The organism is Aquimonas voraii (assembly GCF_900101825.1).
Lineage (GTDB): Bacteria > Pseudomonadota > Gammaproteobacteria > Xanthomonadales > Xanthomonadaceae > Aquimonas > Aquimonas voraii.
In genome coordinates this window covers 243,708-266,441 of sequence record NZ_FNAG01000003.1, presented here as the reverse complement: position 1 = coordinate 266,441, position 22,734 = coordinate 243,708, and the positions used below count along the sequence as shown (strand labels likewise).

Here is a 22,734-nt window from a genome sequence, read left to right as displayed (position 1 = left end):
GTCAAAGGCAGGCGCACACGGCCTGCGCTAAAGCTTTCGCTCGGAATCGCTGGGCTATTATCGGCCGACCTTTGGCTTGCACGGCATGAAGCGCATGAGCCCCACCCGCACCGTCCGCCCCGTCGGCATCCTCGGCGGCGTCCGCATCCCCTTCTGCCGCAACAACACCGCCTACGCCGACGTCGGCAACCTCGGCATGTCGATCCGCACCCTGGGCGCCCTGGTCGAACGCTTCGGCCTGCACGGCGCGCAGCTCGGCGAAGTCGCGCTGGGCGCGGTGCTGAAGCACAGCAGCGACTGGAACCTTGGCCGCGAGGCCACGCTGTCCTCCGGCCTGTCGCCGGCGACGCCGGGCATCACCCTGCAGCGTGCCTGCGGCACCAGCCTCGACACCATCATCCACATCGCCAACAAGATCGCGCTCGGCCAGATCGAGTCGGGCATCGGCGGCGGGTCCGACACCACCTCGGATGTGCCGATCAACGTCAGCCGCACGCTGCGCCGGCGCCTGCTCGACGCCAACATGGCGCGCTCGGCCGGCGATCGCCTGCGCGCCTTCCGCGGCTTTTCGCCGCGCGAGCTGAAGCCCGAGTTCCCCGGCGTCGGCGAGCCGCGCACTGGCAAGAGCATGGGCCAGCACTGCGAGCTGATGGCGCAGGAGTGGAAGATCCCGCGCGCCGAGCAGGATGCGCTGGCCGCGGCCTCGCACCACAAAGCGGCGGCCGCCTACGAGCGCGGCTTCTTCGACGACCTGGTCGTGCCCTTCCGCGGCGTCACCCGCGACAACATCCTGCGACCCGATACCACGGTCGAGAAGCTGGCGACGCTGAAGCCCGCCTTCGACAAGCTTTCCGGCCGCGGCACGCTGACAGCCGGCAATTCGACGCCGCTCACCGACGGCGCCTCCGCGGTTCTGCTCGGCACGCAGGAGTGGGCCGAGTCGCGCGGCCTGAAGGTACAGGCCTGGCTGGTGGATGCGCAGGTCGCGGCGGTCGACTTCGTGCACGGCGAAGGCCTGCTGATGGCCCCGGCCTGGGCGGTGCCGCAGATGCTGAAGCGCCATGGTCTGAGCCTGCAGGACTTCGACTTCTACGAGATCCACGAGGCCTTCGCCGCGCAGGTGCTGTGCACCCTGCGGGCCTGGGAGAGCGAGAGCTTCTGCCGCGACAAGCTGGGTCTCGACGCGCCGCTGGGCGGCATCGACCCGGCCAAGCTCAACGTGGTCGGCAGCTCGCTGGCCTTCGGCCACCCCTTCGCCGCCACCGGCGGCCGCATCATCGCAACGCTCGCCAAGCTGCTGGAGGAGCGCGGCAGCGGACGCGGGCTGGTGTCGGTCTGCACCGCCGGCGGCATGGGCGTCACCGCCATCCTCGAACGCTGATGCTCTCGCCGCCGGTATGACAAAGCCCGCCAATCGGCGGGCTTTGTCGTTGCAGGCGAGGCAGCGGGTCAGCGGCCCATCACGCTGATGCCGTAGAAGCAGGGCGCGTTGCCGCAGTCGTACATGGTGACGTTCAAGCGGAACTTGCCGCTCCAGCGCGGGCTGACGCGCACGATCGGGGCGTCGTCGACCAGCGCGTCCTCGGCGATGACGTTGTCGTTCTCGTCGTAGAGCTTGAGGTCGAGGTCGGAGCAGTCCTGGTCGCAGACCGCCGCGATGAAGTACTCGCGTCCCGACTTCAGTTCGAACGTGTACTCATCGCTGGCCTGGTTACCGAGCAGGTCGTAGTGGTCATCGAAGGCGTGGCGATAGCCCTCGCCCTGGCCGATCGACTTGATGGCTTCGAGCTGGGCGCGTACCACGGCCTCGTACTCATTGGCCTGGGCAAGCCCGGCCATGGTGAGGAGGAGCGCGGCGAACAGGGCGGGAACGAAACGGGCTGCGGGCATTGCGGTCTCCTCTTGAGCAACCTGGATGGCTGAGCGGTCTGCGGATCGAAGCTCCCCGTGGCCGTCGCGACCCACGGGTGACTGGATTGAATCAACGCGAAAACGCGTCGTCACGGCTCAGGGCATGCAAACCGCGGGTCGCGCGCAAGCGTGAAGACTGCATGACGCGTGCCAGCAGAATCCGCACTCGGCGGCCTCAGTCGTCGCGCGTGACGCGCAACACTTCGTCGGCGGTGGTCAGGCCGGCGGTGACCTTGGCCCAGCCATCATCGAGGATCGACGGCGTGTGCTGGCGCGCGGCGCGGACCATCTCGGACTCGGACGCGCCGCCGTGGATCAGCGCGCGCATGGCCTCATCGACCAGCACGACCTCGTAGACCCCGCTGCGGCCGCGATAGCCCGAAGCGCGGCCGGGCAGGTCGCTGCGCGGGCGCGCAAAGCGCAGCCCCTCCGCGGGCTGGCGGCCGAACGCAGCGCATTCACTGGGACTTGGCGTGTACCACTCGCTCTGCGCCGGATCGAGCCTGCGGACCAGTCGTTGGGCCAGCACGCCGAGCAGGGAGGACGACAGCAGAAAGGGCTCCACACCCATGTCGCGCAGGCGGGTCACCGCGCCCACGGCGGAGTTGGTGTGCAGGGTCGACAGCACCAGATGACCGGTCAGCGAAGCCTGCACGGCGATCTCGGCGGTTTCGAGATCGCGGATCTCACCGACCATGACCACGTCGGGATCCTGACGCAGGATGGCGCGCAGGCCGCGGGCGAAGGTCATGTCGACCTTGGGATTGACCTGGGTCTGGCCGATGCCGTCGAGGTAGTACTCGATCGGGTCTTCGACGGTCAGAATGTTGCGGGTGCTGTCGTTGAGCCGGGACAGCGCGGCATACAGCGTGGTGGTCTTGCCCGAACCCGTTGGCCCGGTGACCAGAAGGATGCCGTGCGGACGGTGGATCAGCCGGTCGACATGGCCGAGGGTGACCGGATCCATGCCCAGTTCCGCAAGGTCCAGTCGACCCGCCTGTTTGTCCAGCAGGCGCAGCACGACCCGCTCGCCGAAGCCCGCCGGAATGGTCGAAACACGCACATCGACCGGGCGGCCAGCAATGCGCAGGCTGATGCGGCCATCCTGCGGCAGACGCTTCTCGGCGATGTCGAGCTTGGCCATCACCTTGATGCGGCTGACCACCGGCTGGGCCACGGCCTTCTGCGGGCGCAGCACCTCGCGCAGCACGCCATCGACACGGAAGCGCACCAACAGGCTGTGCTCGAAAGGCTCGAGGTGGATGTCGGACGCGTTCTCCTTCACCGCCTCGGTCAGCAAGGCGTTGATCAGGCGGATGATCGGCGCCTCGTCCTCGCTCTCCAGCAGGTCCTGGGGTTCGGGCAGGGCATCGACCAGCTGGTTCAAGTCGGCGCGCTCGTCGAAGTCGGCAGCCATGGCCCGCGCATCGTCGGCGCCGCCCTCGTAGAGCTGGCGCAGCAGGCGCTCGTAATCTTCGGCGGACTGCGGGCTCAGCACGATCGGCCGCGCCACATGGCGGCGCAGCTCGGCGATCACCTCCGGTGCGACGCCGGGGCGATGGATGATTTCGGCCTGGGTGTCGTCCAGGGCGCGCACGGTGGCGCCGTGGCGGCGGGCGAAACCAAAGCCCGGACGCGCGGGCAGGCTCACGGCTGCGGACGCTCCGACTCGTTCTGCACGGGCGGTGGTGCCTGGAACAGGTCGCGCGGCAGCTCGGGCAGCAGGGGCTGCTCCTGGCCGCCAATGCGGCTGCCCGCACGCTCGCGGATCTGCAGCTGCTCGGCGCGGATGTAGTTGTACTTCTCCGAGCTCACCGCGGCCTCGGTGACCGCATCGCGCAGGATGGTCGGGCGCAGGAACACCATCAGCGTGCGCTTGTTGCGCTTGGCGCCTCGCGACTTGAACAGGTTGCCGAGCAGCGGGATGCGCGAGAGGCCCGGCACGCCCTGGACGTTCTCGGTGGCTTCCTCCGAGGTCAAGCCTCCCAGCACCAGCAGGCCGCCGTCGGGCACCAGGACGGTAGTCGAGAGCTCGCGCTTGTTGGTGATCAGATCGACCGCGCCCGAGGCCTGCGGCGCCAGCGCCGAGACTTCCTGCTTCAACTCCAGCCGCACCGCATCGCCTTCGTTGACGTGCGGGGTGACGGTGAGAATCACGCCGACATCGCGACGGTCGATGGTCTGGAACGGGTTGGTCGGCTGGTTGGCGCCGCCATTGGTCGAGGTGTTGGTGTACTGGCCGGTGAGGAAGGGCACTTCCTGTACAACCTTGATCTCGGCTTCCTGGTGGTCGAGGGTGACGATGCTCGGGCTCGACAACACGTTGGCGCGGCCATCGCCGCGCAGCGCCTTGACCAGGGCACCCAGCTGGAAGACGGTGACGTTTTCGCCGTTCTCGCCCAGCGGCAGCTTGATCGAGCCACGCAGGTAGCCGATGTTCAGGCCGTTGCCACCGATCACGCTGCGCGGATCGGCCAGACCGCCGACGATGCCACCAAGACCGCCTGCGCCTCCGAAGTTGGTGCCGCCGATCACACCCCGCGCATCCTCGCCCACATCCGCGCTCTGCCACTGCACGCCGAGCTCGGAGGCCAGCTCGTCGCTGACCTCGGCGATGATCGCCTCGACCTGCACCTGTGCGCGGCGCACATCGAGCTGGCGGATGACCGTCTCCAATTCGCGGAACACCGCGGGCGCGGCGCTGATCACCAGCGCATTGGTCTCGGCATGGGCCTGGATGGTCGCGACCTTGGCACCGCCGGCCTGGCCCTCCGCCGGCGCGGCATAGCCAGTCAGGGTCGCGGCGACACCGTCCAGCACCGGCACCAGGTCTTCCGCCTTGGCGTTGCGCAGGTAGACCACCTGGGTGGCCTCACCGCCGTCCAGCGGCGTGTCCAGATGCACGATCAGGCTGCGCGCGCGCAGGCGCTGGGCGCGGTCGCCCGAGAGCAGCAGGGAGTTGGTGCGCTCGTCCGCCAGCACCTTGGAGGTGCTGGCCTGTCCGCCGGCGGCCTGCGCGGTGCCGCTCTCAAGCGCCAGCAGGGTGCGGGCGATCTCGGAGGCTCGCGCATGGCGCAGCGGGATCACCTCGACCTCGGCATCGGCGGCGACGTCGATGCGACGGATGATCGCGGCGATGCGCTCTAGGTTGGAGGCGCGGTCCGCCACCAGCAGGCTGTTGCTGCCGCCGTGCGCGGCGATGTGCGCCTGCTGCGGCATCAGCGGGCGCAGCAGGGCGATCATTTCCTGCGCCGAGACATGCTTCAGATCGATGATGCGGGTCAGCTGGGCGTCGCCGCCGCCGAGCCCCGTCATCGGCGCCTGCTGGGCGGCGCTGACGTCCGGCACGATCTTCACCATGCTGCCGGCCGGCACGGCGGTGTAGCCATGCACGCGCAGCACGGAGAGAAACACTTCGTAGATCTCGTCTGCCGTCATCGGCTGGCGCGAGACCACCGTCACCGCGCCAGTGACGGACTGGTCGACGATGAAGCTCTTGCCGGTGATCTCGCTGACCGTCTCGATCAGCACGTTGATGTCGGCCGCCTTCAGATTGAGCGTGTGGCGGCCGCTGCCGTTGGCATAGCCGGGCTGCGTCGCCTCCGCTGCCGCCGTCTGCTCGACTTGGGGAATCATCACCGTCGGCGCGGTCGGCTGCGCGGGCGTCTGGGACGAGGCCGGCAGGGCCAGCGCGAACAGGATGGCGGCGGTCAACAGGCGATGGCGCATGGGCGATCCGGGGCAGTGCGATGGGGAATCGCCGCGCGTCAGCGCGGCGGGCGGCCGATCATAGCGCGAGCGCGCCGCGGCACCGCCGCTACTTGAGGTCCACGCCGAGTTGCTGCTCGCGGCCGTCGCGGCGGATGGTCAGCTGCAGGCTGCTGGCGTCGCGCAGCGAGTTCATCAGCTCGCTCTGGCGCTGCGGGCCATCCAGCGGGATGCCGTTGACCGCGGTGACGATGTCGGTGGGCTTGAGCCCCGAGCGCTCGAACAGCGCGCTGTCGCGTCCGGCCGAGAGGCGCACGCCGGCGAAGCGACCGTTCTCCAGCACCGGGAACACCTGCACCTGGCTGGCAAGCTCAGCAGCATCAATGCCGGTGGCGTTGCGGATGCCTTCCATGTCAGGACCGCCGGGCGCGATCATCGGATTGATGAAGGGCGAGGGCATGCTGCGGTCGACGCCGCGCGCGGCGCTGGGGCTCGGCCGCGCGCCAGGCGCGGGGCGGGAGCCGTCCTCGCGCGGCAGGCTCAGGCCCTCGGTCTGGCCGTTGCGCTCCAGCAGCACACGGCCGGCGCTGATCGCGCTGAGGCGGGCGCCGCCGGGCAGTTCATCGCCCACCTGGTAGCGCGCGTGACGGCCGGACTCGTCGCTGATGATGGCGATACCCTGGTCCTGGTCCTCGAGGTTCAGGGTGCCGCGCAAGGTGAGCTTGAGCGCGGTCTCGGGCGCATTCGCCGCCAGCGCTGCCAGATCCATCGCCACGCCCGCCTCACCGAACAGCTTCCAGCGGGCGATGTTGGCCTCAGCCGGCGCCGCCCCGGCCGCCAGCGGCTGAAAGCCGGACGGCTGCAGCGGAATCGCGGGTCCTGCGACCAGCAGCAGGGCCAACCGCGCCAGCGCCCACAGGGCGAGCGCGGCTGCCGCCAGTGCGAGCAGGCGCGCCCAGAACACCGTGGAAAGTCGCGCCAGCGCGGCCTGCATGGTGCTTCAGCCTGCCGGGGTCGACGGCGCCGGCGGTGCGCCCGCGCTGCTGCCGCCTGCGCCACTACCGCCGCTGCCGGAGCGGCGCGGACGCCGACGACGCTTGCGCGCGGCCTCGCTCTTGTCGGACGGCGCCGGGTTGGTCGGCACCGAGCCGTCATCCTCGTCCTCCTCCTCGGCGGCCGCGGCATCGCGTGGGATCACCGGCACCGGCGCCAGCAGGTCCGGAGTGATCTGCGCCACCGGGATCTTCTGCTCGATGTAGGACTCGATCTCCGGCAGGCTCATCGCGTACATGTCGCAGGCGAAGCTGATCGCATCGCCCTCGGCGCCCAGCCGCGCGGTGCGGCCGATGCGGTGGACGTAGTCCTCGCAGTCGTTGGGCAGGTCGTAGTTGTAGACGTGGCTGACGCCGTCGATATGCAGGCCGCGGGCGGCGACGTCGGTGGCCACCAGGATGTGCAGGTCGCCGCGCTGGAACTTGGCCAAGAGGCTCTGGCGCTTTTTCTGCGGGACGTCGCCCGACAGCACCGCGACCTTGTGGCCCTGGCGCTCGAGCCGGCGCCAGACCTTCTCGGCGGCGACCTTCATGTTGACGAACACCATGCTGCGGCGGGAGTCGTTGCGCGCCAGCAGGTTCAGCAGCAGCGGGATCTTCTCCTCGGCGGCCGGGAAATAGACCACCTGGCGCACCCGCGCGGCGGTCACCGTCTCGGTCTCGACGGTGAGCTTCTCCGGCTCGTTCATGTGCTCGTAGGCCAGCTCCAGCACGCGATGGCTGAGCGTGGCCGAGAACAGCAGGCTCTGGCGCTCGCCTGCTGGCGGCATGCGCCGCAGCAGGAAGCGGATGTCTTTGATGAAGCCCAGATCGAACATGCGGTCGGCCTCGTCCAGCACCACCGCCTCGCAGGCCGACAGCGAGAACACCCGCTGCTTGAGGTAGTCGATGAGGCGACCGGGTGTCGCGATGATGACGTCGCAGCCGGCGCGCAGCATTTCGCGCTGCTTGTCGTAATCGACGCCGCCATAGATGAGCGCAAAACGCAGGCCGGTATCGGCGGCGATCTTCTGGGCGTCCTTCTGGATCTGGATGGCCAGTTCGCGGGTCGGCGCCAGGATCAGGGCGCGCGGGTCGGTCTCGCCGCGGTTGGCGATCGCCGGCCGGGTCAGCAGGCGGTTCACCACCGCGACGAGGAAGGCGATGGTCTTGCCGGTGCCGGTCTGGGCTTGACCTGCGACATCGCGCCCGGTCAGCGCCAGCGGCAGGGTCAGGGCCTGGATCGGCGTGCAGCGGGTGAAGCCGGCCTGGGTCAGGCCCTGCAGCAGCACCGGGTGCAGGTCGAGACTGGAAAACGCGATATCGGTAAGGGGTTTGTCGCTCATGGGGTTTCCGGCAGTCCGCGCGATGCGCGGATGCTTGCGTGGCCCGTCCAGCGAACGCACACTGCGGCGCGCCGGGCGAGTCCACCCGGGTACCGCTGCGACATCAGGAAAGGCCGAGAGAGGCGCCCAAGGCCGCCGCGGCAGGCGCGGAAGCAGGCCCCGAGCGGGGCGGAACGAAGGGCGGACGGCTTGTGAAGTTCAGGCATCGGCCGCAAGTGTAGCCGAAGCCCGAGCGGCCGCAGCGGCGCCCGCTTCACGCGCTACCGGCCCACAATACGGTCCCCGGTCGGCGTCTGACCGGCCCCCACCTCACCGCCGGGCGCTGCGCCCGGCCGCATCAGGAGCCCCTCGTGAGCGAACTCATCAAGAACGTCGGCGACGCCGATTTCGATGCCGAAGTGCTGAAGTCCGGCGAGCCCGTGCTGGTCGACTTCTGGGCCGAGTGGTGCGGCCCCTGCAAGGCGATCGGCCCGATCGTCGACCAGATTGCCCAGGAGTTCGCCGGCCGCGTGAAGGTCGTCAAGCTCAACATCGACCACAATCCCGGCACCCCGCGCCAATTCGCGGTGCGTGGCATCCCGACCCTGATGCTGTTCAAGGACGGCAAGGTCGCGGCCACCCAGGTCGGCGCGGTCAATCGCGGACAGCTGAGCCAGTTCGTGCAGAAGGCGATCTGAAACGCGACCAAGCTTCCCCTGCGGAGCACAGCGGAGACGGCGCCCCCTTGAGGGCGCCGTTTTCTGTGAGCCTAGACCCCGTCAGCGCGACCTGCCGGCCTTCGCCTCTTCTTCGGTGATGAAGCGCCGGAAGCGCCAGAACATGAAGCCGCCCATGGCCAGCATGAAGACAATGACGCCGAGGCTGAGCAGGCCGGCATCGGTGGTGAGGAGTGCGCGCCAGGCGTCCATGAGGGTTCCCCGGAGTGTGAAGAGTCGAGGAGCGAAGAGTGCGCCGGCTGCGTCGACCACGGCTTGACACGGCTCAATCCGGAGCGGTTCGTCCTGCCTGCATCGGGTGCAGGCATCCCGGTCCGGCCTCAGCTCCGATCCGGCAGGGCTGAACGACAGCCGCGGCTCTGCTTGCCGCAGCGCGGCGCGGCGTGTAGTGTTCGCGAGCATTGCGGCGCGATCACGCCCGCCACCCTCTGCGGCACCCCTCCCCCGCTTTCCACCACGATTCGCAAGAATCCATCGCTCGCAGCACGCGAGGTATCCCTTGTCCGAGAATGAGATCCCGAACGGCGACGACGCGCTGACGCGCGCCGACTCGACGCCCGCCACGCCTGCCCCCGCGCCCAAGCCGCCGCGCGCACCGCGCGCGCCGAAGCCGGCGCCGGTGGCCCAACCCGAGCTGCCCTTGGCCGAGAAGCCGGCCGCCGAGCCCGCTGTCGCCGCACCTGCCGTGCAGGCCGCGCCAGCGACGCCATCACCCGCCGCACAGTCGCGGAGCGCGGAGCCGGCCGCCGAGTCGTCCCCGGCACCCGGCTCCTCCAGCTCCGCAACGCCTTCCCCGACGGTGTCCAAGCCCTCGGGTGACGGCGAGGTCGGCGCGCCGGCAGAGGCAGGCGCTGAAGGCAATGGCGATAGCGCCAATGCTGTCGGCGAAGGCACCGAGGACGCCGCCGAGCGCGCGCGCCGCGAGCGCCGCGAAAGCCGCCGCGAGTTCCGTGAGCGCCGCCGCGAGCGCCGCAACCGCGAGCGCGCGCAGGCCCAGCAGAACGGCGGTGACGGCGATGAAGACGCCGCGCCCAGCCCGCAGTACCAGCATTACCAGCCGCCGGCCAACCTGCCGAGCTACAGCCTCACCGAGCTGAAGCGCATGCGCGCCGACCAGCTGATGGACCTGGCCGAGACCCTGCGCATCACCGAGACGGTGGCGCGCATGCGCAAGCAGGACGTCACCTTCGCGATCATGAAGGTGCTGACCCGCTTCGGCGACGGCGTCGCCGGTGAAGGCGTGCTGGAAATCCTGCCGGACGGCTTCGGCTTCCTGCGCGGCGCCGAGGCCAGCTATCTGGCCGGCCCCGACGACGTCTACATCTCGCCGAGCCAGATCCGCCGCTTCAACCTGCGCACCGGCGACTACATGACCGGTCGCATCCGTTCGCCCAAGGACGGCGAGCGCTATTTCGCCCTGGCCAAGGTCGACACGATCAACGGCGAACCGCCAGAAGCCTCCAAGAACAAGGCGCTGTTCGAGAACCTGACGCCGCTGTTCCCGCGCAAGCGCTTCGTGCTGGAGCGCGGCAACGGCAGCACCGAGGACATCACCGGCCGCATCCTCGATCTGATGGCGCCGATCGGCAAGGGCCAGCGCGGCCTCATCGTCTCGCCGCCCAAGGCCGGCAAGACGATGCTCCTGCAGAACATCGCCTCGGCGATCAGCCACAACCACCCGGACGTACACCTGATCGTGCTGCTGATCGACGAGCGCCCGGAAGAGGTCACCGAAATGAGCCGCACCGTGCGCGGCGAAGTCGTGAGCTCGACCTTCGACGAACCCGCGGCCCGCCACGTGCAGGTCGCCGAGATGGTGATCGAGCGCGCCAAGCGCCTGGTCGAGCACAAGAAGGACGTGGTGATCCTGCTCGACTCGATCACCCGCTTGGCCCGCGCCTACAACACCGTGGTGCCGAGCTCGGGCAAGGTCCTGACCGGCGGCGTCGACGCCAATGCCCTGCAGCGGCCCAAGCGCTTCTTCGGCGCTGCCCGCAACGTCGAGGAAGGCGGCTCGCTGACCATCATCGCCACCGCGCTGGTCGACACGGGCTCGAAGATGGACGAGGTGATCTACGAGGAGTTCAAGGGCACCGGCAACATGGAAGTGCACCTGGACCGCCGCATCACCGAGAAGCGCGTCTACCCGGCGATCAACATCAACCGCTCCGGCACCCGTCGCGAGGAGCTGCTGATCGACCCGGACTTCCTGCAGAAGATCTGGATCCTGCGCAAGCTGCTGCATCCGATGGACGAGCTGGCCGCCATCGAGTTCCTGCTCGACAAGATGAAGAACACCAAGACCAACGAGGAGTTCTTCAACTTCATGAAGCGCTGACCGGCGCCTCATGAAGTTCTCCCAACGGGCCCGCGCGGAGCGATCCGCGCGGGCCTGTTGCTGTCTGCGCCCGGCGGCCGGGTCGGGGCGGGCAGTTTCCGTAGGCCGGCCAGGGCGGAGCGCTTCTCGCTGCCAGCCGAGCGCGCACACGCCTTCCTCGCACTCAGGCACCTGAATCTGCAGGGTTTCCCTCGAGCCTCTCGGGCGTTGAGCACGCCCTCCGTGCGAACAGCCCGGCAAAAGCGTCCCTGATCGCCCGGTATTTGTGATGCGAATCACGCATGAGCGCGCGCAGGCTGGGTGCGCCCCACCGACCGGAGCCTGCCCATGCCCTCGTTTACCGCTCGACTTTGCCTGCTGCCCCTGCTGGCCGCACCGGCCATCTCCACCGCTGCCGATGCGCCCGCGGTGCCCCCGAACGGGGTGCAAGAAGCCATGTATTTCCGCTCCGCACCGCAGGACAGTCCCGAGTGCAAACCCAGCTTCGCGAACGGCCGCGTGGACTGGGGCAGCGTGGCCAACCCCGCGGCCACCTGCCCGGATGCGTTTGGCTGGGTGTCCTTCCTGCAGGCGATCGACCAGGGCTTCTGGACCTGGGCGACCGACCAGACCCTGTGGCCGTCCAACCCGAAGCCGATCTGCGCTGAAGGCAGCAGCGGCCCCGACTGCTGCGACCCGCAGGCCATGGCGCAGACCCCGCCCTACCAGGGCAAGCCCGATCCCGCCTGCCCCTACTTTCCGCCGGACTGGACCGACGCGCCCGAGCTGTCGAGCACCACGGCGCGGCTGACCCGCAGCCATCAGTTCGGCTTTCTGCGCTCGATCGACCCCTCCCGAATCTTGCGCGAAGAGGAAGCCGAGATCGTCTTCCGTAATCGCAGCTTCGTGCGCTACACCTTCGAGCAGAACCTCTACACCAAGGAGGGCCTGGGCGCGCGCTTCACCGCCGCGAGCAACTGGACCGCTGCCAACGCGCCTTATCGCAACCGCGCCCTGCAGGTGAGCTACCCCACCGACGCCGTGATGTTCAAGGCCGACTTCATCAGCGAGAAGCTGATGCGCGAAAACGGCCTGATCCGCGACATCCCCGGCAGTCCCGTGCCGAACAATCCGGAGGCGCCCTACATCAGCCTGGTGGTCGACGCCCAGGTCGGCGGAAATCCGGATTTCAAGCCTGGCCGTTACTACCTGCTGGCGATCACCGCGGCGTCGAAAGCGCTGCCCGGATGGCACTGGTACGCCATCGAGCACGTCGCCAACCCCGGCCGCTGCGACTACAACGGCTGCAACGATTCGTTCGGCTTCAGCGCGCTGGCGCACTCACCGTCGGGCGCGGAACTGCGGCAGAACTTCATTGCCCCGCACACGGCGGCCGCCTTCGACTCGACCACGCCGGGCGGCAGCAGCCCCGAAGTGATCTTCGACCTCGGCAAGCCGTATCCATCCAAGGAAACCGGCGAGCAGGCCACCGCCGCGCTGGCGGCGCTGATGAAGGGCATGGGCGTGGGCCAGGGGCGCCGGCTCGGCACCGGGCGCGTTCCCACACAGGAGGACCCGGCCTGGAACAGCTATCGGCTGAAAGGCACCCAGATCGACTTCGTGACGGTGGACGGCATGGAGATCAATCTCGGTGCCTCGATCACCGAAGGCGGCTTCGTCAGCAGCGCCTCGTGCATGACCTGTCACTCGCAGGCTGGCCCCAATGCCACCGGCAACCCCGGGCTGCCAGGCGTCGGCGCACAGCCGCGGCTGAGCGACATCGGCTACGGGCAAACCGTGTTCGGCCCCCCCGACCTCGCCTGGTTCTACAGCTATGGCACGCCGCAGCCCATCTCGCTGCAGACCGACTTCGTCTGGGGCATGCTCAACGCCGCCTGTGCGCAGCCCGCGGGCAGCAGTGGCAACTGCGCGAGCTACGAGGTGGCGGCGCCCAGAGCGGTGGTCGAGAACTTCAAGTAGCGAAAGCCGCCGGGCCCGCCGATGGCGGGCCCGGCTGCAGGGTTCAGGCGTGAGAGAAGCCCAGAAGCGCCAGCGAGAGCGTCGCCGGGCGTTCGTGGCAAAGCGCGGCACGTGAATTCAAGAGCGTCTGGTGGGCCAAATGACCGCGGACTTCGCGTCGCGCACTGCCGCCACGGGCGTCCAGAGACGGCCGCAGCGGGCGGATGGCTCTCAGATGCTCTCAGATGCTCTCAGATGCTCTCAGACGTCGCCATCGCTCAGCCAGCCCTCGCCGGTGCCGCGGGTGATCACCCGGTCGTCGGCCTGCACGCTGCCCGCCGGGAAGCTCTCCAGCGGCTTCAGTTCCGCATAGATCGGTGCGAAATCGGGGCGGGTGGCATCGAACAGCTGTTCGAAGTCGTCGATGACGAAATAGGTTTTCTGATAGGTATCGATGCGGTAGCGCGTGCGCATGATGCGCTTGAGATCGAAGCCGATGCGGTTCGGCGCTTCGCTTTCGATGCTGTACTTCGACTCACCCGCGGAACTGACGATGCCGGCGCCGTAGATGCGCAGGCCCTGCGCCTCGCGGATCAGGCCGAACTCCACCGTGTACCAGTACAGGCGGGTCAGGTTCACCAGCGCCTCCGGCCCGATGCCATGCGCACGCACGCCACCGCGACCATAGGCCTGCATGTAGTCGGCGAACACCGGGTTCATCAGCAGCGGCACGTGACCGAACAGGTCGTGGAACAGGTCCGGCTCGGCGATGTAGTCGATCTGGTCCGGGCGGCGGATCCACCAAGTCACCGGGAAACGCCGGTTGGCCAGGTGATCGAAAAAGTCGAGCTCCGGCAGCAATCCCTCGACACCGATGATTCGCCAGCCGGTCGTGCGCGAGAGGATCGCGTTGAGCTCATCGAAGCGCGGGATCTGGTCTTCGCCCATGCCCATCGCGTCCTGGGCCTCGAGAAATGCCGTGCATGCCAAGCCCGGGAGCAGAGCGCGCTGGCGACGGTAGAGCAGGCCCCAGACCGCGTGGTCGGTGGCGCTGTAGGTGTCCCAAGGCTGCTCCACCACGCCGGTGGCGTAGAGCGGCACATAGCCCTTGTCGGTCATCGCGTGCTCGACGCGTTGCGGTGTGTTCATGGCGGCCTCCCGGACGGCGGACGTGCTCGCTCGGCACGTTCCTGAGTGCCTTACTGTATCGGCGCAAGTGCGCAATTCGCGTGCGTGCTTGCTGAACAGGGGCAAGCTGACGCAATCTTCGAGCTTCGTTCTCGCCAGCCACGCAAGAAATGGAAGACCTCCAGCTCGACCGCACCGACCTGCGCCTGCTCGCCATCCTGCAGGCCGAGGGCCGCATCGCGAACACCGATCTCGCCGAGCGCATCAACCTCTCCGCCTCTGCCTGCCTGCGCCGGGTGCAGCGCCTGGAAACCGCCGGCGTCATCGCGGGCTACCGCGCCGTACTGTCCGCGCCCGCGTTGGGGCTGGGCCTGTCCGCCTTCGTGCGCCTGCAGCTGCGCCACCACGACGGCGACGCCGTGCGCCGCTTCGGCGAAGACGTCAAACACTGGCCCGAGGTCGTCGCCTGCTACGCCCTGTCCGGCGACACCGACTACATGATCCAGGTGGTCGTCACCGACCTCGCCCACTTCTCCCGTTTCCTGCTCGACACCCTGCTGGCCTCGTCGGCGGTGGCGGACGTCAATACCAGCTTCGTGCTGAAGACGGTGAAGGCGGATCAGGGCTTGCCGCTTTAGGCTGGGATTGGGGATTCGGGATTGGGGATTCGCCCCAGGCAAGCGTTTGGCCCCATGGGACCCTCTCGCGCCGCTACGCGAAGGAAGGCGCTGACTCCGCGCGACACTGCCGCGAATCCCGAATCCCGAATCCCGAATCCCGGCTCCTGAAAGCAAAACGCCGACCCAAAGGCCGGCGCTTGCTTGCCGCTCGACACTTTCGCGTCGGCGTCAGTGCTTGAGGTTCTTGCGCAGCCGCTCCAGCGCCTGCAGCTGGGCGATCGCCTGGGCCAGCTGGGCCTGGGCTTCGGCGACTTCCATGGCTTCGCTGCGGTTGGCGAGGATGCGCTCGGCTTCTTCCTTGGCCTTCTTGGCCGCGGCTTCGTCGAGGTCCTTGCCGCGGATGGCGGTGTCGGTCAGCACGGTCACGACCTGCGGCTGCACCTCCAGGATCCCGCCGGAGACGTAGAACAGCTGCTCTTCGCCGTTCGGCAGGATCACGCGGACCTGACCGGCCTTCAGGCGGGTGATGAGCGGCGCGTGCTTGGGCGCGATGCCGAGCTCACCCATTTCGCCGGTGGCGACCACCATGGAGACCGGGCCGGAGTAGATCTCCTCCTCGGCACTGACGATGTCGCAACGGATGGTGCTCATTGGTGCTCTCTCGCTGAACTCGGGATTGGGGATTCGGGATTCGGGATTCGTAAGAGCCGAACGAGGCGAGCTTTCGCTCCGCGCTGTTCCGAATCCCGAATCCCGAATCCCGAATCCCGGTCGGTTGCGGCCTTAGGCCGCGGCCGACATGGCCTTTGCCTTCTCGAACACTTCGTCGATGCCGCCGACCATGTAGAAGGCCTGCTCGGGCAGGTGGTCGCACTCGCCGTCGACGATCATCTTGAAGCCGCGGATGGTTTCCTTCAGCGACACGTACTTGCCGGGCGAGCCGGTGAAGACTTCGGCGACAAAGAAGGGCTGCGAGAAGAAGCGCTCGACCTTGCGGGCGCGCGACACGACCTGCTTGTCTTCTTCGGACAGCTCGTCCATGCCGAGGATCGCGATGATGTCCTTCAGCTCCTTGTAGCGCTGCAGGGTCGACTGCACCTTGCGGGCGGTGTCGTAGTGCTCGTTGCCGATCACGTTCGGGTCGAGCTGGCGGCTGGTCGAGTCGAGCGGGTCGACCGCCGGGTAGATACCCAGCGAGGCGATGTTACGGCTCAGCACGACGGTCGCGTCGAGGTGGGCGAAGGTGGTCGCCGGCGACGGGTCGGTGAGGTCGTCCGCGGGCACGTAAACGGCCTGGATCGAGGTGATCGAGCCGGTCTTGGTCGAGGTGATGCGCTCCTGCAGCACGCCCATTTCCTCGGCGAGCGTCGGCTGGTAACCCACCGCCGACGGCATGCGGCCCAGCAGCGCCGACACTTCAGTACCGGCCAGGGTGTAGCGGTAGATGTTGTCGACGAAGAGCAGCACGTCGCGACCTTCATCACGGAAGTGCTCGGCGATCGACAGGCCGGTGAGCGCCACGCGCAGGCGGTTGCCCGGCGGCTCGTTCATCTGGCCATAGACCAGGGCGACCTTGTCGAGGACGTTCGAGTCCTTCATCTCGTGGTAGAAGTCATTGCCCTCGCGGGTACGCTCACCGACGCCGGCGAACACCGAGTAGCCGCTGTGCTCGATCGCGATGTTGCGGATCAGTTCCATCATGTTGACGGTCTTGCCGACGCCGGCGCCGCCGAACAGGCCGACCTTGCCGCCCTTGGCGAACGGGCACATCAGGTCGATGACCTTGATGCCGGTTTCCAGCAGCTCGTTGGCGGCCGCCTGGTCTTCGTACGAGGGCGCAGGCTGATGGATGACGCGGTAGTGCTGGGCGTTGACCGGGCCGGCCTCGTCGATCGGATTGCCGAGCACGTCCATGATACGGCCCAGGGTCTCCTTGCCGACCGGCACCTTGATGCCTTCGCCGGTGTTGCTGGCGACGAGGCCGCGCTTCAGGCCCTCGGTGGAACCCAGCGCGATCGTGCGGACAACGCCGTCACCGAGCTGCTGCTGGACTTCCAGCGTGATGGCGGTGCCATCGACCTTGAGCGCGTCGTACACGCGCGGCACCGACTCGCGCGGGAATTCCACGTCGACGACGGCGCCGATGATCTGGACAACTTTACCCTGGCTCATTGCTGTGCTCCGAAGTGTGTTTCTTTGTTCGCTCGGTGATGCGGGCTTGGGTTCGAGGCGCTAGCTGCGTGTTGCCGCGCTGGTCGATCCCGAATCCCCAATCCCGAATCCCGTGCTCTTAAACCGCCGCCGCGCCGCCCACGATCTCCGAGATCTCCTGGGTGATCGCGGCCTGGCGGGCCTTGTTGTAGATCAGGTTCAGCGTATCGATCAGCTTGCTGGCGTTGTCCGAGGCCGACTTCATCGCGACCATGCGCGCCGCATGCTCCGATGCAAGGTTCTCGAGCACCGCCTGGTAGACCAGCGACTCGACGTAGCGGGTCAGCACGTCGTTCAGCACGCTCGGTGCATCGGGCTCGTAGATGTAGTCCCAGTCGTGGCTCTGCGACATTTCCTCGGCCGGCGGCAGCGGCAGCAGCTGGTCGACGGTCGGACGCTGGGTCATCGTGTTGATGAAGTCGTTGTAGGCCAGCTTGACGCGATCGACCGTGCCCGCCTCGTAGGCGTCCAGCATCACCCGGATCACGCCGATCAGCTGCTCGACCTGCGGCTTCTCGCCGAGGTGGGTGACCGAGGCCACCATGTTGACCTTCAGCCGACGGAAGAAGGCGTTGGCCTTCTGGCCGATCGCAACGACATCAACCTCGACGCCCTGCTGCTGATGCTCGCGGATCTCGCCGAGCAGCTTGCGGAACAGGTTCGAGTTCAGGCCGCCGCAGAGGCCGCGGTCGGTGGACACGACGATGTAGCCCACCCGCTTCACCGTGTTGCGCGCCGCCATGTAGGGGTGCACGTAGTCGGTGTTGGCGCGGGCGATGTGGCCGATCACCTGCTTCATCAGGCGCGCATAGGGGCGCGAGGCCTTCATGCGGTCCTGGGCTTTACGGATCTTGGATGCCGAGACCATCTCCAGTGCGCGGGTCACCTTGCGGGTGTTCTGCACCGACTTGATCTTGGACTTGATTTCGCGGCCGCCTGCCATGTGCTTCGCTCGCTTTGCTCGCTACGCGGGATTGGGGATTGGGGATTCGGGATTCGTAAGCCGGGCGCCAGGTCGCTGTTGCGAATCCCGAATCCCCACTCCCGAATCCCGGCTACATCACCACGTCCCGGTGGACTTGAACTCGCTGATGCCCTTCTTGAAGGCGCCTTCGATGTCCTTGTTCCAGTCGCCGGTCTCGACGATCTTGGCCATCAACTCGCCCTGGGTGTTGGCGAAGTGCGCGTGCAGGCCGGCTTCGAAGGCACCGATCTTGTTGAGCGGCAGATCGTCCATGTAGCCGTTGTCGACGGCGTACAGCGACAGCGCCATCTGCGCGATCGACAGCGGCGAGTACTGCTTCTGCTTCATCAGCTCGGTGACGCGCTGACCGCGCTCCAGCTGCTTGCGGGTGGTCTCGTCGAGGTCGGAAGCGAACTGCGCGAAGGCCGCCAGCTCGCGGAACTGCGCCAGCGAAAGGCGGATACCGCCGCCGAGCTTCTTGATGATCTTGGTCTGGGCGGCACCACCGACGCGCGACACCGAGATACCGGCGTTCACGGCCGGGCGGATGCCGGCGTTGAACAGGTCGGTTTCCAGGAAGATCTGGCCGTCGGTGATCGAGATCACGTTGGTCGGCACGAAGGCGGAGACGTCGCCCGCCTGGGTCTCGATGATCGGCAGCGCGGTCAGCGAACCGGTCTTGCCCTTGACGCGACCGTTGGTGTGCTTCTCGACGTATTCCTCGTTGACGCGCGCGGCGCGCTCGAGCAGGCGCGAGTGGAGATAGAACACGTCACCCGGATAGGCTTCGCGGCCCGGCGGGCGGCGCAGCAGCAGGGACACCTGGCGGTAGGCCACGGCCTGCTTGGACAGGTCGTCGTAGATGATCAGCGCGTCTTCGCCGTTGTCGCGGAAGTACTCGCCCATCGAGCAGCCGGAGTACGGGGCGATGAACTGCATCGCGGCGGACTCCGACGCGGTGGCGGCGACCACGATGGTGTGGGCCAGCGCGCCGTACTCTTCCAGCTTGCGCACGACGTTGGCGATCGAGGAGGCCTTCTGGCCGATCGCCACGTAAATGCACTTAACGCCGGTGCCCTTCTGGTTGATGATCGCGTCGATCGCCAGCGCGGTCTTGCCGGTCTGGCGGTCACCGATGATCAGCTCGCGCTGGCCACGGCCGACCGGGATCATGGCGTCGACCGACTTGTAGCCGGTCTGCACCGGCTGGTCGACCGACTTGCGCCAGATCACGCCGGGCGCAACCTTCTCGATCGGGGCGCTTTCGCTGGCCGCGATCGGGCCCTTGCCGTCGATGGGATTGCCCAGCGCGTCGACCACGCGGCCCAGCAGGGCTTCGCCGACCGGCACTTCAAGAATGCGCCCGGTGGTCTTGACCGTGTCGCCCTCGCTGATGTGCTCGTAGTCACCCAGGACCACGGCGCCGACCGAGTCGCGCTCGAGGTTCAGCGCCAGCGCGTAGGTGTTGCCCGGCAGCTCGATCATTTCGCCGGACATCACGTCGACCAGGCCGTGGATGCGCACGATGCCGTCGGCCACCGAGGTCACGGTGCCTTCGTTGCGCGCTTCGGCAGCGAGCTTGACCTTCTCGATGCGGCCGCGGATCAGTTCGCTGATTTCGGAGGGGTTGAGCTGGCTCTGCATGGGAGATCCCTGGAGATTTCGAATACGTGGATGGGGTGCCGGACGGGAACGCCGTGACGCCTTGAGGGCTGCATCTGCCAGCGTCGTTGCACGACGCGCGCGCGAGCCCACTTTGATGCCTGCGTTCCGTGTCCGCCGACGACCTGCATCGATCGCCGCGAACCGGCACATCCCTGCGCCCGGAGGGCCTCGTGCCCTCCGCGGAGGACGAACCGCGCGAGGCGGCCCGTCGGAAAACAAGACAGCGCGGCTGGCGTCAGGACGCCAGCGCGCGCTCCATACGCTTCAACTTGCCGCGGACCGAACCGTCGATGACGATGTCACCCGCGTTGATCACCGCGCCGCCGATCAACTCGGCATCGACCTCGAAGCCCATGCTGACCTCGGCGCCGAAGCGCTTCTTCAGCGAGTTCTTCAGGGCCTCGATCTCCGCTTCGGACAGTGCCGCCGCCGAACGCACCTGCACCGGCACCACGCGCTCGGCCTCGGCGCGCAGCACTTCGAACTGGGCGGCGATCTCGGGCAGCAGGGAGAGACGACCGTTCTCTGCCAATACGGCCAGGAAGCGCGACTGCTCCTCGCTGGCCGAGGGCGACTTCAGCAGCTCAACCAGCGCGTCGGCCTGCACGTGCGGATGCCCAAACAGGGCGGCGACGGCCGGCGTGGCGGCGGCATGGGCCCCGAAGGCCAGAGCGGACGACCAGGCCGGCAGCGCCTGCTGACCACGCGCCACCTGGAAGGCGGCACGGGCGTAGGGACGAGCGAGAGTGGCTGCGCTGCTCATGCTCAGATCTCAGCCGCCAGCTCGGAGAGCAGGGCCTTGTGGGCGTCAGCATTGATCTCGCGGCGCAGAACCTTCTCCGCGCCCGCCACGGCCAGCGCGGCGACCTGCTGACGCAGTTCCTCGCGGGCACGGTGCGAGGCCGCGGCGATTTCCGCCTGGGCCGCGGCGAGCTGGCGCTCGGCTTCGGCGACGGCGTCGGTCTTGGCCTTGTCGACGATCTGGTTCGCGCGGGCGTGGGCCTGCTCGATGATCTCGTTGGCCTTGCCGCGGGCTTCCTTCAGCAGGTCGTTGACGCGCGACTCGGCCTGCACCAGGTCACGCTGGCTGCGTTCGGCAGCAGCGAGGCCTTCGGCGATCTTCTTCTGGCGCTCTTCGATGGCCTGCAGGAGCGGCGGCCAGATCTTGGTCGCGACGATCCAGATCAGGCCGGCGAAGGCCAGCGCCTGGGCGATGAGGGTGAAACCGATATTCATGGCGTGCTCTTCCGGTGGAGTGAGCCCCGGGCCTGCGCCCGGGACGAACCGCGTGCTTCACGCGCCGACCGCAGAGGCGGCGGCGCGCGACACACTCCGGATCAACCGCCCTGGATAACGCCGATCAGCGGGTTCGCGAACGCGAACATCAGGCCGACGGCCACGCTGATGATGAAGGCGGCGTCGATCAGACCGGCGGTGATGAACATGCGGACCTGCAGGACCGGGATCAGCTCCGGCTGGCGGGCGGCGGACTCCAGGAACTTGCCCGCCATGAGCGCCATACCGAGACCGGCGCCCAGCGCCGCCAGACCGATCATGATGCCGATGGCCAGCGCGGTGGACGACTGGACGGACGCGAGGTGGAGGATGGCTTCCATGGTTTTTCTCCGAGAGCGAAGTGCTTTGAGGTGGGTGAAACGAAAGGGTGGAATCCGCGCGGGGGCGGGGTACTGCGTGGAACCAAGCGCCCCGGGCGCTTAGTGGTGCTCTTCCATGAGGCTCAGGTAGACCACTGACAGCATCATGAAGATGAAGGCCTGCAGCGGGATCACCAGAATGTGGAACAGCATCCAGCCGAGGCCGAACACGCCGCCGGCAACGGCGCCCGCAAGACCGGCGCTGCCGAGCACCCAGATCAGCAGGAATACGATCTCGCCGCCGTACATGTTGCCGAACAGTCGCATCGCCAAGGACACCGGCTTGCTGAGCAGCTCGACCGCGTTGAGCAGCAGGTTGGCCGGGAACATCCAGGGACCGAAAGGCGCGACGAACAGCTCCTTCACGAAGCCGCCGACGCCCTTCGCACGCAGGGCGAAGAAGATCATCAGGAAGAACACGCTGATCGACATGCCGAGGGTCGCATTGACGTCCGCGGTCGGCACCGGCTTCCAGTATTCGACACCCATGGCATGCAGGGGCAGGGCGATGAAGTCTGCCGGGATCATCTTCAGCAGGTTCATCAACAGGATCCACACGAACAGCGTGATGGCGATCGGCGTCACCAGGCGGCTGCTGCCGTGGTAGGCGTCCTTGGCCTGCTTGTCGATGAACTCAAGCACGATCTCGACGAAGGCCTGCCACTTGCCAGGCACGCCGGCGGTCGCCTTGCGCGTTGCCAGCCACATCACGAACACGCCGAACAGTCCCATGAGGACCGCGGTGATGAAGGTGTCGAGGTGCAGCGTCCAGAAACCACCCTCCTGAATCTGAACCGTGAGGTTCTTCAGGTGGTGCTGGATGTAGGTCGTAGGGGTCTGTGCGCCTTCAGCCGCCATTGCGATGCATCCCGAAACGTTTGAATGCTTTGAGTGGTCCGGGGAGCCCGGACCGCCGGTGTCGCTAGCCGCGTTGCGGGCCAGCGCTCGAGGCGGGGATGGCGGCGGCGACCGCGAAGGTCACCAGGCCGACAAACACGCCGAGCAGCAGGGGGAGCGGCGGAAGTCGCCACAACCCAAGGCCCAGCAGCAGGACGAATCCCACCAGCAGAATCTTGCCCACCAGACCGGCCACCAGACCGCCAAGCGCCTCGCTGGCGCTGGGCGCGCGGCCGGGAAAGGCGCGCCAGCCCAGCAGCAAGGTGCCGACCCCGAGTACCGCCGACCCGAGACCTGCGGCCACCGCCGCAAGCGGGGAGACCAGCAGGAAGGCGAGCGACAGCACACCTGCCATGACCAGCTGGGCCAGCGCACAGCGCCGTGCCAGACGTCGGCCGGAGGCCAGGGGTGAAGTCACGGTTGCAACCTGTCTGCGTGAAGATCGGCACGGACGGCCGACCAAAGCCGGCGAAGTATAGCAGTGCGAAAAAATCCCGGACAACTCGGCCAAGGTCGACAAAGTCGGAACTGGAGCCCGAAAACTCCGATGAAGGGCTTCGGAATTGTCGGCGCGGCCGCGCCATCTCGGCCGCCAGCCCTTGGCGC

General features: G+C 67.7%; 20 protein-coding genes and 1 pseudogene. 5 read left to right on the top strand and 16 right to left on the bottom strand.

What is annotated here, in order from left to right; translation table 11 throughout:
* Positions 1 to 94: 94 nt before the first annotated feature.
* A complete protein-coding gene (locus BLP83_RS08660) occupies positions 95 to 1,381 on the top strand; it encodes an acetyl-CoA C-acetyltransferase (RefSeq protein ID WP_091241495.1) in 1,287 nt (428 codons plus the stop codon).
* Between the two features lie 68 nt (positions 1,382 to 1,449).
* On the opposite strand, the gene BLP83_RS08655 is transcribed toward BLP83_RS08660, so the two are convergent.
* The 5 genes and pseudogenes from BLP83_RS08655 to rhlB form a co-directional block, all read right to left on the bottom strand.
* Positions 1,450 to 1,890 carry a hypothetical protein gene (locus BLP83_RS08655; protein WP_091241387.1) on the bottom strand — a complete coding sequence of 147 codons (441 nt, stop codon included), beginning with the start codon at positions 1,888 to 1,890 and terminating at the stop codon, positions 1,450 to 1,452.
* Positions 1,891 to 2,086: 196 nt separating this feature from the next.
* On the bottom strand, positions 2,087 to 3,556 hold the full coding sequence (gene gspE, locus BLP83_RS08650; RefSeq protein ID WP_218121229.1) for a type II secretion system ATPase GspE: 1,470 nt from the start codon (positions 3,554 to 3,556) through the stop codon (positions 2,087 to 2,089).
* 2 nt (positions 3,557 to 3,558) lie between these two features.
* Entirely contained in the window at positions 3,559 to 5,640 is a 2,082-nt protein-coding gene (gspD, locus tag BLP83_RS08645; protein WP_091241381.1) for a type II secretion system secretin GspD, read from the bottom strand.
* Between the two features lie 88 nt (positions 5,641 to 5,728).
* Entirely contained in the window at positions 5,729 to 6,520 is a 792-nt protein-coding gene (gene gspC / locus BLP83_RS08640) for a type II secretion system protein GspC (protein WP_425388984.1), read from the bottom strand.
* Positions 6,471 to 7,996, bottom strand: a pseudogene (rhlB, locus tag BLP83_RS08635) (ATP-dependent RNA helicase RhlB); the annotation flags it as partial. The gene gspC and the pseudogene rhlB, both read right to left, overlap by 50 nt.
* A gap of 350 nt (positions 7,997 to 8,346) precedes the next feature.
* On the opposite strand from rhlB, the gene trxA reads away from it, so the two are divergent.
* Positions 8,347 to 8,673 (top strand): thioredoxin TrxA, encoded by a 327-nt coding sequence (gene trxA, locus BLP83_RS08630; RefSeq protein ID WP_091241374.1) that lies wholly within the window; start codon positions 8,347 to 8,349, stop codon positions 8,671 to 8,673.
* 81 nt (positions 8,674 to 8,754) lie between these two features.
* Here trxA and BLP83_RS18645 read toward each other — a convergent pair whose 3' ends face one another.
* Positions 8,755 to 8,904: a DUF3149 domain-containing protein gene (locus BLP83_RS18645; protein ID WP_176764081.1), complete on the bottom strand. Its 150-nt coding sequence runs from the start codon at positions 8,902 to 8,904 to the stop codon at positions 8,755 to 8,757.
* 307 nt (positions 8,905 to 9,211) lie between these two features.
* On the opposite strand from BLP83_RS18645, the gene rho reads away from it, so the two are divergent.
* Positions 9,212 to 11,050, top strand: a complete 1,839-nt coding sequence (gene rho, locus BLP83_RS08620) for a transcription termination factor Rho (protein WP_425388983.1) — start codon at positions 9,212 to 9,214, stop codon at positions 11,048 to 11,050.
* 327 nt (positions 11,051 to 11,377) lie between these two features.
* Entirely contained in the window at positions 11,378 to 13,009 is a 1,632-nt protein-coding gene (locus BLP83_RS08615; protein ID WP_091241370.1) for a hypothetical protein, read from the top strand.
* 240 nt (positions 13,010 to 13,249) lie between these two features.
* On the opposite strand, the gene phhA is transcribed toward BLP83_RS08615, so the two are convergent.
* Positions 13,250 to 14,137 carry a phenylalanine 4-monooxygenase gene (gene phhA, locus BLP83_RS08610; protein WP_091241367.1) on the bottom strand — a complete coding sequence of 296 codons (888 nt, stop codon included), beginning with the start codon at positions 14,135 to 14,137 and terminating at the stop codon, positions 13,250 to 13,252.
* 149 nt (positions 14,138 to 14,286) lie between these two features.
* On the opposite strand from phhA, the gene BLP83_RS08605 reads away from it, so the two are divergent.
* Positions 14,287 to 14,754, top strand: a complete 468-nt coding sequence (locus tag BLP83_RS08605; protein WP_091241364.1) for an Lrp/AsnC family transcriptional regulator — start codon at positions 14,287 to 14,289, stop codon at positions 14,752 to 14,754.
* A 210-nt stretch (positions 14,755 to 14,964) separates the two neighbouring features.
* Here BLP83_RS08605 and BLP83_RS08600 read toward each other — a convergent pair whose 3' ends face one another.
* The 9 genes from BLP83_RS08600 to BLP83_RS08560 form a co-directional block, all read right to left on the bottom strand.
* Positions 14,965 to 15,387: a F0F1 ATP synthase subunit epsilon gene (locus BLP83_RS08600; protein WP_091241361.1), complete on the bottom strand. Its 423-nt coding sequence runs from the start codon at positions 15,385 to 15,387 to the stop codon at positions 14,965 to 14,967.
* Between the two features lie 132 nt (positions 15,388 to 15,519).
* Complete coding sequence (gene atpD / locus BLP83_RS08595; RefSeq protein WP_091241354.1) at positions 15,520 to 16,908, bottom strand: F0F1 ATP synthase subunit beta; 1,389 nt, start codon at positions 16,906 to 16,908, stop codon at positions 15,520 to 15,522.
* Positions 16,909 to 17,026: 118 nt separating this feature from the next.
* On the bottom strand, positions 17,027 to 17,890 hold the full coding sequence (gene atpG, locus BLP83_RS08590) for a F0F1 ATP synthase subunit gamma (protein ID WP_091241351.1): 864 nt from the start codon (positions 17,888 to 17,890) through the stop codon (positions 17,027 to 17,029).
* 117 nt (positions 17,891 to 18,007) lie between these two features.
* Positions 18,008 to 19,555 (bottom strand): F0F1 ATP synthase subunit alpha, encoded by a 1,548-nt coding sequence (gene atpA, locus BLP83_RS08585; RefSeq protein ID WP_091241349.1) that lies wholly within the window; start codon positions 19,553 to 19,555, stop codon positions 18,008 to 18,010.
* A gap of 256 nt (positions 19,556 to 19,811) precedes the next feature.
* A complete protein-coding gene (locus BLP83_RS08580; protein WP_091241347.1) occupies positions 19,812 to 20,339 on the bottom strand; it encodes a F0F1 ATP synthase subunit delta in 528 nt (175 codons plus the stop codon).
* Positions 20,340 to 20,341: 2 nt separating this feature from the next.
* On the bottom strand, positions 20,342 to 20,812 hold the full coding sequence (locus BLP83_RS08575; protein ID WP_091241342.1) for a F0F1 ATP synthase subunit B: 471 nt from the start codon (positions 20,810 to 20,812) through the stop codon (positions 20,342 to 20,344).
* Between the two features lie 101 nt (positions 20,813 to 20,913).
* Positions 20,914 to 21,192, bottom strand: a complete 279-nt coding sequence (gene atpE / locus BLP83_RS08570) for a F0F1 ATP synthase subunit C (RefSeq protein ID WP_091241339.1) — start codon at positions 21,190 to 21,192, stop codon at positions 20,914 to 20,916.
* A 99-nt stretch (positions 21,193 to 21,291) separates the two neighbouring features.
* Complete coding sequence (gene atpB / locus BLP83_RS08565; RefSeq protein WP_091241335.1) at positions 21,292 to 22,089, bottom strand: F0F1 ATP synthase subunit A; 798 nt, start codon at positions 22,087 to 22,089, stop codon at positions 21,292 to 21,294.
* A gap of 64 nt (positions 22,090 to 22,153) precedes the next feature.
* Complete coding sequence (locus BLP83_RS08560; RefSeq protein WP_143006614.1) at positions 22,154 to 22,546, bottom strand: hypothetical protein; 393 nt, start codon at positions 22,544 to 22,546, stop codon at positions 22,154 to 22,156.
* Positions 22,547 to 22,734: the final 188 nt, after the last annotated feature.

Bases quoted from the DNA above. Each gene is read 5' to 3' on its own strand.
- BLP83_RS08600 (WP_091241361.1), bottom strand. From the start codon at position 15,387: ATGAGCACCATCCGTTGCGACATCGTCAGTGCCGAGGAGGAGATCTAC.
- BLP83_RS08575 (WP_091241342.1), bottom strand. From the start codon at position 20,812: ATGAATATCGGTTTCACCCTCATCGCCCAGGCGCTGGCCTTCGCCGGC.
- BLP83_RS18645 (WP_176764081.1), bottom strand. From the start codon at position 8,904: ATGGACGCCTGGCGCGCACTCCTCACCACCGATGCCGGCCTGCTCAGC.
- BLP83_RS08615 (WP_091241370.1), top strand. From the start codon at position 11,378: ATGCCCTCGTTTACCGCTCGACTTTGCCTGCTGCCCCTGCTGGCCGCA.
- BLP83_RS08660 (WP_091241495.1), top strand. From the start codon at position 95: ATGAGCCCCACCCGCACCGTCCGCCCCGTCGGCATCCTCGGCGGCGTC.
- BLP83_RS08580 (WP_091241347.1), bottom strand. From the start codon at position 20,339: ATGAGCAGCGCAGCCACTCTCGCTCGTCCCTACGCCCGTGCCGCCTTC.
- BLP83_RS08655 (WP_091241387.1), bottom strand. From the start codon at position 1,890: ATGCCCGCAGCCCGTTTCGTTCCCGCCCTGTTCGCCGCGCTCCTCCTC.
- atpD (WP_091241354.1), bottom strand. From the start codon at position 16,908: ATGAGCCAGGGTAAAGTTGTCCAGATCATCGGCGCCGTCGTCGACGTG.
- gspD (WP_091241381.1), bottom strand. From the start codon at position 5,640: ATGCGCCATCGCCTGTTGACCGCCGCCATCCTGTTCGCGCTGGCCCTG.
- BLP83_RS08605 (WP_091241364.1), top strand. From the start codon at position 14,287: ATGGAAGACCTCCAGCTCGACCGCACCGACCTGCGCCTGCTCGCCATC.
- atpB (WP_091241335.1), bottom strand. From the start codon at position 22,089: ATGGCGGCTGAAGGCGCACAGACCCCTACGACCTACATCCAGCACCAC.
- phhA (WP_091241367.1), bottom strand. From the start codon at position 14,137: ATGAACACACCGCAACGCGTCGAGCACGCGATGACCGACAAGGGCTAT.
- atpE (WP_091241339.1), bottom strand. From the start codon at position 21,192: ATGGAAGCCATCCTCCACCTCGCGTCCGTCCAGTCGTCCACCGCGCTG.
- atpA (WP_091241349.1), bottom strand. From the start codon at position 19,555: ATGCAGAGCCAGCTCAACCCCTCCGAAATCAGCGAACTGATCCGCGGC.
- atpG (WP_091241351.1), bottom strand. From the start codon at position 17,890: ATGGCAGGCGGCCGCGAAATCAAGTCCAAGATCAAGTCGGTGCAGAAC.